The following is a 12,442-nucleotide window of genomic DNA, read 5'->3' on the forward strand; positions in this document are numbered from 1 at the left end:
CCTATGGCTATGAAGCGCGTATCGGTTGCCGAAGCAAAAAATCGCCTTCCTGCCCTGATTCACGCGGCGGAAGAGACGGGGCCGGTCGAGATTCTGAGGCACGACAAGCCGGTGGCGGTACTGGTCGCTCACGACGAGTACGAGCGCTTGCGGCGGTCGCGTGGCCCGGGAAATGGCACGTGGGACGCGATCATGCGTTGGCGCGAGAAGCACAAGGACGAGATGGAGGAGTTGGACCTTGCCGGTGCGTTGGAGGGCACGAGAGGGGAAAGGCCGGCTCGGGCCGTGAAATGGTGATGTCCACGGGACCGCTTACTCCCTCGGTTGTATGAATCGCGCGCTGCTCAAATACCTGCTCGATACCAACGTCGTCTCGGAACCTGCGAAACCGCGGCCGAACGAGTACTTGCTCGAACAGCTGCGCGAACACGAGGATGCGGCGGCCATCTCGTCGATTACTTGGCACGAGTTGCGTTGCGGCGTTTCTCGGCTGCCAGAGGGCAGGCGAAAAAAAGAGCTGAACGAGTACCTTCGAGCCATCCGCCTTCCGATCCTCGACTACGATCAACGAGCGGCAGAATGGCACGCAGAAGAGCGGGCGCGCCTGGAAAAGAAGGGACGGCTTCTCCCCTACGGTGATGGGCAAATCGCGGCCATTGCCGCCGCGAACCGTCTGACCCTCGTGACCGCCAACGAGAAGGATTTCAAGGTATTTGCCGACCTAACCGTGACCAACTGGATGCGGTGAGCGCGCACTCACCCGCCTTACTCGGAGGTGCTCGGGGGAGGGCGTTCGCTGACGCGTAGAAGCAGGGGGCGGACGGCTTCGTAGAGGTGCGGGTACGGCTCGAGGGACGCGACGCAGGCGGTGAGGCGTGCGGCGCTGGACGTGTGCGGATCGGGACCCAGTTGGGCGTCGGCGCCGTCGGTGGGGAGCATGGCTTCTAGCCAGGCGCGAAGGACGCTGGGGAGTTCGGGCGCGCTGCAGGCGCTCAGCGCGCGGGCCGCCACGGGCGGATCCGATGCAATGGCGAAGTGGGTGACCAGGCGGATCACGTCCCTCGGGCGGCCTGCGCGCGCGAGGACCTCGGCGAACATTGCATTGGCGGCCGCGTGGCCCGAGGTGCGCAGCATTTCCGCGCCGATGGCGTCGAGGGCGGGCTCTCCGCCGCGGCCAATGAGGTTGCGCAACCGCGCAAACGAGGTTTGCCCATTCTCGATCGATTCGGCGATGTTCTCCGCGAGATCCGGCTGCGACCAGTCGAGCGGAATGCTCGACGGGCGATCCGACGGGGGCTTGCTCGGCACGGCCGCGTCGACCTCCGGATCCACCAGCGGCACCGCGAGCACGAGTGTGCCCGGACGGGAGAGCAGGTCGGAGAGGTCCGCCAGGAACGTGTCCAGCCGCACGCGCGGACGCGAAGGTGGCAAGGACGCCATCGGCGTCGGCAAGGGTCGCGAGCGTTCGGCCCGCGCGATCACCGAGGCGAGCTCCCGCGGATCGCGTGCGACCAGTGCATCGAGCGACGCGCGGTCGATGCGGGTCATGCGCGCGTGGTCCGGCGCGACCTGGAAATCGATGGGGAACAGGCGCTGCTCGGCGGCCGGCCAGAGAATGCCGATTTCCGAGGTGGCGAGTTGCGCGACGGCGTCCATGAGCCGTTCGTGCGCCCAAGGCCCCGCCGAGGCGAGGGTGGCGATGCGGATGCAGGCTTCGAGCATCGGCACGCGCGTGTCGCCTTTTGCGCCCAGACGGCCGTCGTAGAACGAACAGGCGCGCACGAGGGCCTCGGGTGGCGGATGGCTGGACTCGGCCAGCGAGGCATCGTCGCTCTCGTTGCAGAAGAAGCCGAAAACCAAGGCGGCGACCGTGCCGTTTTCCGCGACGATGGGCCCTTCGTCGAGCGCTTGGCGGGCGTGACGCGCGATGGCGCGGCGAAGGCGTTCCAGGTCTTCGGGTTGATGCGCCGTGACGCGCGCAAGCCATTCGTCCCACGCGGCCTGGTTCGATTCGTCCCGGGCGAGCTGGACCCGCGAAAGAAGCCGCGCGGATGGGACTCCCTCGAAGAGCGCGCGGGCCAGCGACAGGTCGGCCACGAGGAGCTCGACCTGGTGTTCGGGCATCAGCGACACCCCGAAGTCCACCGTGGCCTTCTGCATCAAGGGATCCGTTGCATCATGAAAGAGTCGATTCAAGGCAGAATCGCCCCCCCAGATCGAAGCAAAGGTCGCGCCGTCGCCCGGGCCGCCGCAACCTATCGCCCCAGCTCGAGGGAGCGGGCGTGTACGGCATTGGATGCGAACGGTTACTCCACGGTCGGCGGAGGTCGCGAAACGCCGGGTTTTCCCGCGCGAATGCGCACCAACGACCAGGTGCCCGCGGTCTCGCCGTCAAAGGCGTGAAGCGCGGTTGGGCTCCCCGCGATGTGCCGCGTGTCGAGTCGGGGGCGAACCTCGTAGAGACCAGGCAGGTCGAACGCATGATCCGGGCAGGAGCTCGACGGAAGCATGACGACCTGGGCGCGTCCGCGCGGCGAAAGCGTGGTGAAAAGCTCGCGAATGGCACCGGCGCCCAAGGCGGGGCAGGTGACCTCGCCGTCCGGACCGATGACGTCGAAGGCAACCGATTGTGGCCGGAAGTACACCGACGCGCGTCGCGTTCCGACGTTGGTCAGGCTGACGGTGACGCTGACGTCCCGCCCGCGAAACCCGTCACTTCGTGCGGGAAGCGCGATCGCGAACGCGTGCTCAAGGCCGTCGCTCGGTGCGGAGGGGGCACCGGAGGAAGGGCTGTCTTTCTCGGTGACCGGGGAGGTCGTCCGGCTTGCCACCGGTACGGTGTCCTTGCCTTTGTCGGGCAAGGTGGCATCGGCCACCGCCCCTGAAACACCTGACAGCGCGGCCTCCGAGAGCTCGACGGAGGACGTCGAGATGACCTCTTTGAGCGAGCCAATGGTCACGTCGGCGGCGCGCTCCGCGGAGGCCACCGGCGCGACGGCGAAGGGAGCTGCGGGCTTGGCCTTCCCTCGTGGTGGCGTAAATCCGTAATGGGCAATCACGCGCGCACCGCGCACGAGGCCGGCGACTTCTTTCGCGCCGAAGCAATACATGCGCGGATCGATCGCTTCGCTGTAGGCCTTGCCCGGCAAGAGCACGAGGCCCCGCGCCAGATCGGACGACGGGCGCATGTCGGCCGGCAGCGAACAGCGAACCGTGCGTGCCGGCGAAGGCTTTTTTCCCTTCGAGGGCGCTGCGCCCTCGGGGATCATGATTTCGAACGAGAGCAGGTACGGGTCGGCCACAATGCGCAGCGGCGACTCGCCCGTGTTCTCCAGGCGCATCGTCCACCGCTTCAGCGAATCGGTGGCCAGCGTCAAATTCACCTTGGGCGGCGGCAGGGACGTATCCGCTGCCGCCTCCCTCGATCCGAACGAGGAAAGGAGCGCGAGACCCAGCGCGACGACGGCTTTGGTCGCGCGCTTCATCTCACCCGCGCAACGTTTCGAACAGCTCGAGGTCGGGAATGGTGACCGAGAACCGCGTGCGGACGACGGCAACGTCGCCTTCTTCGAGAAGCTTGCAGAATGCAAGTCCGTCGTAGAGGGCCACGGGGGCTGCGTTCGGGGCGCCGGCTTCTTCACGGGCTCCGGAGAGTACCTGTCCCGTGGTGACGAGCCAACCCGCTGCGGCAGGGCCGTAATGATGCAGTGCTCCACGCAGATCGCTCACGCGCTCGCGACCGAGCTCGCGGCCGTCCTTGCGGATCACGATGGCCGTGCGGATCTCGTCGCTGCCGGTGCGGTGAATGGCGCTGAAGTGCGCTTCGCCACCCGGCGAGCCCGCGCGACGCACGGGGCGGAGTTGCGACATCCCGGCGCGCTCCAAGGCGAGCAGGGCCAACTCGGTGAAGGCGTGGCCCGGCAGCTCCTGCACGCGGCGCAGAAGCACGCGGCGGGTGGCCTCCCGGTAGCGCTCGATCGCGCCGTTCACTTCTTGCTCGAGGCGGACCAAATCCGAACCGAGGACCCAGTCCGTCGGGGCGACGCGCGAACCCGCGGCGAAGCGGAAACGCGGGCGTTGCCCGGCGGCGTTGCGGCGCAGATTGTCCGCGCGGAGGGCCGCGCCCACCTGAATGACCGCGAGCGACGGATCGCCCGAGAGGCGACCGCGGCGCATGAACGCGTCCACGATGGCGCGGAGCGGCACCGGGCCGGCGTTGCGATCGAAGGACGCCATGACGGTGAGCGCTGCATCCGCCAAGTCGCGGCCGAAGAGCTCTTCGCCTTCGCCGATCGGAACCTCGATGCCGCTGGGTGCACCGCCCGCCATGATCTGGTGGCGATCGCGCACTTGCGGGCGCGGAGCCGGCGCCAGCGGATCACGCGGCGATTCGACGCCGCCCTCGGTCTCGCCCGCGTTGAGGACTTGGGCGGCGAGGCCCGGATCGAAACGCGGTGTCGTTCCCGGTCCCGGATCGAAACGCGACGAGTTCGGCGTAGCCCCACGTGCCTCTCCACCCTCGAGGCGCGGCGACGAGAGACCATCTGCGGTGATGTCCGTGGCACCACTCCCGCCACGTCCGCGGCGGCGGCGACGACGGCGACGGCGGCCTCCCTCGGTGAGCGGCTCGCCCACTTGGGCGGGCGCTGCATTCTGCGGGGCGAAAATCGGCTGATCGTCGTCCTCTTCGTCGTCGAAAAGCTCGGCGCCCTGGGCGGCCAAGTCGGCCCGAAGTGCGTCCTCGCCCGAAACGATGGGGCGCTCTTCTTCCTCTTCCTCGACTTCGGCAACCGGCGGGGGCGGCGGGGTGGATTCGCGCGTGGCCGCTTCGACCTCGAGCGCGTTGATCTCGTCTCCCGTCTCCTCGTCCTCGACCTCGGCCACGGCGACCGGTTCGCTCTTCTTCTTGCCGCGCTTACCATCCCAGTCGCGGAGGGCGAAGACACCGGGCTTGACCCGCACGATCGGGTTCGTCTTGTCCTCTTTCTTCAACAACGCGGCGAGCCGGGCACCCATGGTGACCTCCGGGCTCTTGCCAACGTGGGACAAGAGGTTCTTCTCGATCGCAAGCTCGGTAATTTCCTTGTAATGAAGCGGTTTGCCGGCGAGTCGAAGGACCTCTGCAGCGGCTTCGGTGAACGTCATGGTCGTTTTTCCATTTGTCTGTGTGACGACGCCTCGTGGCATCGGGGGGCTCTTGCGCCCGTCGAGGAGACCCTCGTGACGACCTCCAGGTGAACCTCTTGCCGAGATTAATCCCAGGTTTCGTCCGTCGAATCCCCACCACGCCCCGCTCGGCGGTGGCTGTGGCTTGCGCAACCCGTGACCTCACAAAGCTACGCCTGAGTGGCTATAACTCGGGCGAAGCACCTCGTCAAATGGCTTAGTCTGTCGCGACTTGCCTTTCTGAGCATCCTATGCGCCCTCTAATTTTGTCGATTCTCGTCGTCCTCATCGTCTCGATTCCAGGCTTTTTCGGCTGGCAGATTCAACGCGCCGGGACCCCAGCGTTCTGGGGCTTCGTGGTCGTGCCCACGCTTCTTCTCGCGGTGTTCGCGGCCGTTCGTGCCCAGCGCCACGGGGAGTTGCGCGAGTGGCTTCGCCCTCGTTGGGGCGACGCCACCGTCGGTGTGCTGAGCGGCGTAATCTTGGTTGCAGTCGCGTATTATTTTACGCGGATCGTGGCGCCCGTGGGCGGACCGCGTGAGGTCTGGCTGGCCCGGCTTTACCTGCAAATTGGGGATTTATCGCAGCTTCGGCAACACACCGGGGCCGTAGCGGCGCTGGTCATTGCGGCATCCATCGCGGAGGAGCTCGTCTGGCGAGGTCTGGTGACCACCTTGCTGGCCGAACAGTGGGGATCGCGCGCCGCGTGGATCGCGTCGGCCTTTTTCTATGCGGCGGCGCACCTTCCGGCGGCGTGGGCGTTGTCCGATCCGCGGGCAAGCGTCAATCTGCTTTTGCCGATCGGGGCACTGGGGGCAGGGCTCGTTTGGGGCATGGTGGTGCGCCTGAAAGGCGGTAGTCTGGTGGCCGCGATGATTGCACATGCACTCTTCGACTGGTGCATGGTGGTGATGTTTCCTTTGTGGGGGACGGGCCTCTGATCACCGGACCGCTCCGCCGCGACGCCGTCGAGCTCTCGCACTGGCTCGAATCGGCCTATCCCGCACTCGGGCCCTCGCTTCGCAGCCGGCCCGAGGACGTGTCGTATATCGCCAACTCCGGGCGCGGCGCCCGCGATGCTCGGGCCTATCGGCGGCTGCTGCTGCCCCAGCTCGAAGATCTCTCCGACGCCGCCGACGTGCGGCGGAAATTGCGCCGCTTTGCCACGCGCGAGCGATTGCGCATCGCGGCGCGCGAATTGGAAAGTGGCACCGACGTCGACGTGACCGCGCGCGAGCTCTCCGAGCTGGCCGATGTGTGCATCGAGGTGGCCCTGAGCGAGGCCCTGCTGTGGGCCGACCGCCGTTTCGGTGTGCCGACGAAGCTCGATGGAACGCGCAACGGCTTTTGCGTCATCGGGATGGGCAAGCTGGGCGGCCGCGAGCTCAATGCGGGAAGCGACGTCGATCTCCTGCTTTTCTACGACACGGACGAAGGCTCCGTGGTCAAAGACGCCGTGCTGCAAGAGGTCTCGCTGCACGAGTACTTCACGCGCGTTGCCCAGCGGCTGACCGCCACCCTGGAGGAGCCCACGGAAGACGGCATGGTCTGGCGCGTCGACCTGCGGCTGCGGCCCGAGGGTTCGCGCGGCCCATTGGTGAACGCGCTGGCGGCGGCCGAGCGCTATTACGAATCATGGGGCCGCACGTGGGAACGCGCCGCCCTGGTGCGTGCGCGGCCTTCGGCGGGCGATCTGGCGGTGGGGGAGCAAGTGTTGGCGGCGCTGTCGCCCTTCGTGTGGCGGCGCGAAGTGAATCCGCAATTGGCCAACGAGATGGCCGCGATGCTGCTGCGGGCGCGCGCGGAAATCGGCGAAGAGGATCCGCGGCGCGATTTGAAATTGGGCCCCGGGGGCATCCGCGAGGCGGAGTTCTTCGTGCAATCGCTGCAGCTCGTATGGGGCGGGCGCGATCCGGTCGTGCGCAGCACCAACACGATGGACGCGTTGCGGCGTCTTCGCGGGCGCGGCTTCGTCACCGAGCGCGAGGCGCGTGAAATCGGCGACGGCTATTTGGCACTGCGGCGTCTGGAGCATCGCGTGCAGTTTGCAACGGGTTTGCAGACCCACGCCTTGCCGGAGGATCCATCGCTTCTGGGGCGCATCGCCCGATCGCTGGGTTTTCGCGGCACGGTGCAGTTGGAGAAAGATCTCGACCGCGTGCGAAAGCGCATTGGCGCGCGCATGGCCTCGCTCACGAGCCATGGCGTGGCCAAGACGGATGCCGCGGCGCCGTCGTCCATCGAGCGGCTGCTGGTGGCGCTGGATGCACGCGACGAAGCCCGCCTTTTGACGTGCCTCGAGGAGCGCTTCGATCCGATTCGGGCGCCGGAATTGCTGCGGCACCTGCTGGCCCTGGCCAAGCGCCCCGATGGTCCACTCGGCGCGGTCTCGCGCGATCTCTATCCCTCGCTCGCGGAGACGCTGATCGACGCGCTCGCGGATGCGGCGGATCCCGAGCAGGCCGCGCGCCTGATGACCACGTTCTTCGCGCGCATGATCACGCCCAGCGTCTACGTTCGCGCGCTGGCCGAGGATCCGCTGGGGACGCGTCGGCTGGCGGGGCTGTTCGGCGCGAGCGCCTTCCTGGGCGAGGCCGCGGCACTGCATCCCGATCTGGTGGACCAACTGCTCTTTCGCACCACCCCGGTGAGCGATCCCGAAGGTGCGGCGCGTGTCGTGGACGACGAGGTGACACGGCTCGGCGATTTGCAGAGCATCACCGACGCCGGCTTGCGCCTGGAGCGCCTCGTGGGCGCGCTGCGCCGGGCCAAGCGCCGGGTGACCATGGAGGTCGGCATCGCGGATCTCGCGGGCGAGCTCGATACGCGAAAGTGCACGCTGACGTTGAGCACCCTGGCCGATGCGGTGCTGCGCCACACGGTTCGTTTCACCTTGGGCGCTGACGTCCGCATGGCCGTCATCGCCATGGGGAAGCTCGGCGGGCGTGAGATCGGCTACGGATCGGACTTGGATCTGTTTTTCGTCTTCGACCCCGCGGGGGAGGACGAGCACGAGGCCCAGGAGCGCGCCATCCGCGGCGCCCAGCGGGTGCTGCGCATTTTGGGCACCCCCCACGGCGACGGGCCGGGCTACGAACTCGACACGCGCCTGCGCCCCTCGGGCAACCAGGGGCTCTTGGTGGTGTCCATCGAGGCGTTCGGGCGCTACCAGGAGACGCAGGCGGCCGCCTGGGAGCGGCAGGCGCTCATCAAGGCGCGGGCATGCGCGGGAGATCCGGAGCTCGGCGCGCAAGTCGAGGCCATTGCGCGCGAGGCCGCCTTCGTCCGCGGCGCCCCGCCGGCTGCCGACGTGCATCGACTGCGCATGCGCATGGAGCGCGAGCTCGCCGGCGAGCGCCGCGAGGGGCGGATCCGCTACGACATGAAGCTGGGACGCGGCGGCTTGGTCGACGTGGAATTCGCCGCGCAGTACCTGCAAATGAAGCATGGCCGCGATCCGCGGGTGCGAACCCAGGACACCGAGACCGCGCTGGGCGCGCTGGAAGCGTGCGGGTACATCGATTCGGGGCACGCCGGATCGTTGCGAGAGGGCTACCGGTTGCTCCGGCAATTGGAACAGCGTGCGCGCGTCCACCACGGAAGCACGAGCCCCTTCATCGAGGAGGGCGCCCCGGGGTTGACCTTGCTCGCGCGCCGCATGGGCATGCGCGATGGCCGCCCGCGCGGGTCGGCCGCGGAAGCGCTGCTCGCGCGCTACGTTCGGGTGACCACCGAAGTGCGCGCGGCGTATCTCGCCGTGCTGGGCGTCGAAGCCGAATGACCGCGCGGTCCGCGCGTACGGTGCCGCCCACCGCGCGGAGCTCTACGCAGTCGAGTTTGCTTGCGTTGCGTAAATAACGCTAGATTGTAGCCAGCCCAAGCATTGGTATGCGGCTCGCAACGACCCCTGGTGGGAGCGCGGGGTTCATGCGGGGAACATGGCTGTGGGGGGTGGTCTGCGTCTGCGGAGTCGTCTCGGCGTGCGGCGCGGAGGCCCCGCCGTACGAGGATTTGCGACTGCGAGATGCCCTCGGGGCCGATCCCGCGGTCGTGACCGCGTTGCCGGCCGACGCGCGCGAGCAGCTGCTCCACCGCATGCTCACGACGCGCAGTGCGCAGACCCAATCCGAGAAGGTGCCCAACGAAAAGGGCCGCTCGCCCTCGGCGGAGGTCAACGAGGTCGACGGGGCACGCGCGGAGCGCGACGAAGATTCGCTGTTGGTGTGGAAGGCGCGCGTGGACGATGGAAACATTGTGGCCGAGCCTCATCCCGATCCGCGTGCCGGCGACACGGGCGGGCTCGATCCACTTCCCGAGCTGCCCGCGGTGGAGGGAACACCGCCCGAAGGAACGGCGCGCGAGGAGTCGCGGGCGCTTGCCGGGGAAGGCGGGCGCACCGTCCGTGAGCTGATGAAGGTCACCGGTGCGAAGCATGTGGCGCGGGTGGTGGGCTGGCCCGCGGCCGCCGCGGCCATCGATGACACGGTGTACGTCAATGCTTCGTGGCTCGTTCTCTTGGCGATGAACGAACCCGAGGATGCCGGTACGAGCACGCTGACGGCGAACGGCGTTTCCTTCAACGTGCGCCCTTCGGGCTTGCGCGGCAATCCGTATCGGCTTTACGCCACCCTTGGGGAATGCCGTGACGACGTGACCTCGCGTTGCCAGGCGTGCCTCGATCACGGGGCATGCGACGACGATGCGGCGCTCGAGGACTTTGCCGACGGCCGCGAGGAGTGCGGCTACCTTCTCGCGCCGCGTGGTGACATCGACGCGGGGCCCGACGCGGCACCGATCTCGCGCGTCGACGAGTTGTGCGCCATGGCGCTGCTCAGCGTCTCCACCGTGGCCGAGTGCGTGCGCGACGAGCGATGCCTCGTGCCCACGGGCTCGCGCAAGTCGACGAGCCTCCCGGCCGCCGACGCGTTTCTGCAGGACGATCGGTGCGTGCGGGCGCTCAACCTGTGCCTGTCGGGCTCCGACGAAGGCGGCGACGCCGGCCCGCGCCCGCTCTCGCTCGGCGACGTGAAGGTCTCGGGGTGCTCCGATCCCGTGGCCGCATGCTCCTCGTCGTGCAAAGGCTGCGACAAAGCGTGCAGCTCGGGCAAATGCTCGGGCGGTAGTGGGCCCTCGTGCACGTCGTGCAAGAACTGCTCGTCGTGCTCGGGCTGCGACTCCAACACGCGCAGCGGTGACTCCTCGGGCTACGGGAGCGGAGGCTCGGGCAACCCCGCACCGGTGCCCACCGGCACCACCGGCGGTGGAGGGGGCAGCAGCGGCGGGGGAAGTGGCGGCGGAGGAAGCGGCGGTGGGACGGGCGGCGGTGGGACGGGCGGCGGCGGTTCATCTTCGTCCTCGGGCGGCGGCGGATGCGGCAAGTCCTCCTCGAGCGGCACGTCGGAGTCGGGCTCGAATTGCTCGTCGTGCAAATCGTGCTCGTCGTCCTCGTCGAGCAGCTCGGGATCGTCGGGTGGCTCGAGCTCCAGCTCGTGCGGCACGTGCAAGAGTGGCAACAGCAGCAATTGCAAATGCGAGACAGCGCCGGATCCCGCGCCGCTGGCGCCGTTCTCCTCGTTTTTCTGGCTCGCCCTCCCGCTCGTCTACCTCGGGAAGAACGCCCGCGTGCGCCGCGAAGGGAGCCGCGCATGAGGCCCGTACTCGTTCTCTGGCTCACCGCCCATGGCATTCCCGGCTGGCTCGCTCCGGACTACGCGACCATGTGCGGCCTCGCGACCTTGCTTGGCGCCATGATCGCGCTGCGCCTTGCCGCGCGTGATGGTGAGTCTCTGCATGTGCAGGCGCGTGCCCTCGTGCTCGCGTACCTCGGCGCCCTCCTCGGCGGGTATGTCTTCGAATGGGTGCGGGCCATCCCCGACGCGGTGGCGGCCGGCTCGTTCGATCCCATCGTCACCCGTGGCCGTGCGGCGTACGGAGGGTTGCTCGCGGGCATTCTCGCCCCCTCGCTCTACTTGCGCTTTCGCAGGGTTCCTCAGGGCGGCGCGCCCTCGTGGATGGCGGCCCGGCACTTTCTCGATCGCGCGACACCGGGCATGGGCATCGCCTTCGCGATGGTGCGCGTGGGGTGCTTTCTCGAGGGGTGCGACTACGGCAAGCCCACCTCCTCGCCGCTCGGCGTGCGCTTTCCCGTTGGCAGCATTGCCGCCGAGGACCACCTGGCGCGCGGTTGGATCCCGGCCGGAGCGCCCAGTTTGCCGGTCCATGCGACGGAGATTTACGAGTCGCTCGTCGGGCTGGCCGCTTCGCTCTTCGCGTGGCGTTTCCTCGTGCGTCGCCGCGACGGGGGCGCCTTTCTCGCGTGGATGGCGGCGTATGCCGCGGGGCGTTTCGCCTTGGAGCTTCTGCGCGGCGACGACGATCGCGGTCTGTACCTCGGTTTGAGCTCCGCGCAGTTCGTGTCCCTTGCGCTTCTCGCGGGCGTCTTCGTCTTGTCGCGGCGTTGGCGCATCGATGTGTTCCATCGTCCGCTGGCGCGTGGTGTGGGGATCGCGTCGATCGTGCTTCTCGTGCTGCTCCCGCGCCCGGCGTTTGCGCAGGGGACCGATGCCATCGTGCTCAACACGGGCGAGCGCCTCGCGGGGGCGATCACCGAGTTCTCCCCCGGGGACCATGTGGCGATTCGCTTGGCGAATGGGCAGGTGACGACGATCTCATGGATCTTCATCGACAAGGTCGAACGGGGAGGGCGGACGGAGTGGGTCAAACCGGTTTCGACGGCGCCGAGTCCGACACCGAGCCCGACGCCGAGTCCGACGCCGACACCGATGACGGAGCGTGATGCGCGATCCGTGCAGCATGCGCGGCGCATCACTCTTCAAGTATCCATTGCGCCATCGCTCACGTTGGCGCGGCCGGACGTGCCGTCGGGGCTCACCTCGGAGCTCGATGTCCTCTACCGGCTTCGTCTGGGCGGCTCGACGCGGTTCGATGTGGGGCTCGAGGGGCGCGTTTACGCCAACGACGTCGCGTACCACTACGGCCTCGGCGTTCCCTTCCAATTCGCGCTCGAGGCGGGGCGCCACTTCGAGGTGCGCGCCATCTTCGTCCCGACCCACACATGGCTGGTCTGGGATACAAAGGTTTACTCCAACGTCAACGTTTGGGCGCTGCGCATGGGGGCCGAGGTCGCGTGGGTCGTCAGCTCCCACGTGACGCTCGGCTTCTCCCCGCTTGGGATCAACGTGATCAGCGCCGAGAGCGTCGGCGTGATCACGTCGTACGAGCCCCGCGCCTCCTTCGGGCTCGCGTTCTAGACCAC

General features: G+C 68.1%; 9 protein-coding genes. 6 read left to right on the forward strand and 3 right to left on the reverse strand.

Going from position 1 to position 12,442, the window contains the following annotated elements; genetic code table 11:
- Positions 1 to 9 precede the first annotated feature (9 nt).
- Positions 10 to 297: a type II toxin-antitoxin system Phd/YefM family antitoxin gene (locus tag LVJ94_12805; protein ID WXB08109.1), complete on the forward strand. Its 288-nt coding sequence runs from the start codon at positions 10 to 12 to the stop codon at positions 295 to 297.
- A gap of 31 nt (positions 298 to 328) precedes the next feature.
- On the forward strand, positions 329 to 748 hold the full coding sequence (locus LVJ94_12810; GenBank protein ID WXB08110.1) for a type II toxin-antitoxin system VapC family toxin: 420 nt from the start codon (positions 329 to 331) through the stop codon (positions 746 to 748).
- 17 nt (positions 749 to 765) lie between these two features.
- On the opposite strand, the gene LVJ94_12815 is transcribed toward LVJ94_12810, so the two are convergent.
- The 3 genes from LVJ94_12815 to LVJ94_12825 form a co-directional block, all read right to left on the reverse strand.
- Positions 766 to 2,160, reverse strand: coding sequence for a hypothetical protein (locus LVJ94_12815; GenBank protein ID WXB08111.1), 1,395 nt, complete (start codon positions 2,158 to 2,160; stop codon positions 766 to 768).
- A 146-nt stretch (positions 2,161 to 2,306) separates the two neighbouring features.
- Positions 2,307 to 3,485, reverse strand: a complete 1,179-nt coding sequence (locus LVJ94_12820; GenBank protein ID WXB08112.1) for a hypothetical protein — start codon at positions 3,483 to 3,485, stop codon at positions 2,307 to 2,309.
- Position 3,486: 1 nt separating this feature from the next.
- On the reverse strand, positions 3,487 to 5,145 hold the full coding sequence (locus LVJ94_12825) for an HTH domain-containing protein (protein ID WXB08113.1): 1,659 nt from the start codon (positions 5,143 to 5,145) through the stop codon (positions 3,487 to 3,489).
- A gap of 272 nt (positions 5,146 to 5,417) precedes the next feature.
- Between LVJ94_12825 and LVJ94_12830 the strand changes: the two genes are divergently transcribed.
- From LVJ94_12830 to LVJ94_12845, 4 genes are all read left to right on the forward strand, one after another.
- Positions 5,418 to 6,107 carry a CPBP family intramembrane metalloprotease gene (locus tag LVJ94_12830; protein WXB08114.1) on the forward strand — a complete coding sequence of 230 codons (690 nt, stop codon included), beginning with the start codon at positions 5,418 to 5,420 and terminating at the stop codon, positions 6,105 to 6,107.
- Complete coding sequence (gene glnE, locus LVJ94_12835) at positions 6,089 to 8,947, forward strand: bifunctional [glutamate--ammonia ligase]-adenylyl-L-tyrosine phosphorylase/[glutamate--ammonia-ligase] adenylyltransferase (protein WXB08115.1); 2,859 nt, start codon at positions 6,089 to 6,091, stop codon at positions 8,945 to 8,947. Before LVJ94_12830 ends, glnE begins: the two co-directional genes overlap by 19 nt.
- 146 nt (positions 8,948 to 9,093) lie before the next feature.
- Positions 9,094 to 10,815: a hypothetical protein gene (locus tag LVJ94_12840; GenBank protein WXB08116.1), complete on the forward strand. Its 1,722-nt coding sequence runs from the start codon at positions 9,094 to 9,096 to the stop codon at positions 10,813 to 10,815.
- Positions 10,812 to 12,437, forward strand: a complete 1,626-nt coding sequence (locus tag LVJ94_12845) for a prolipoprotein diacylglyceryl transferase (GenBank protein WXB08117.1) — start codon at positions 10,812 to 10,814, stop codon at positions 12,435 to 12,437. Before LVJ94_12840 ends, LVJ94_12845 begins: the two co-directional genes overlap by 4 nt.
- Positions 12,438 to 12,442: the final 5 nt, after the last annotated feature.

This window comes from Sorangiineae bacterium MSr11367 (assembly GCA_037157805.1).
Taxonomy (GTDB): domain Bacteria; phylum Myxococcota_A; class Polyangia; order Polyangiales; family Polyangiaceae; genus Pendulispora; species Pendulispora rubella.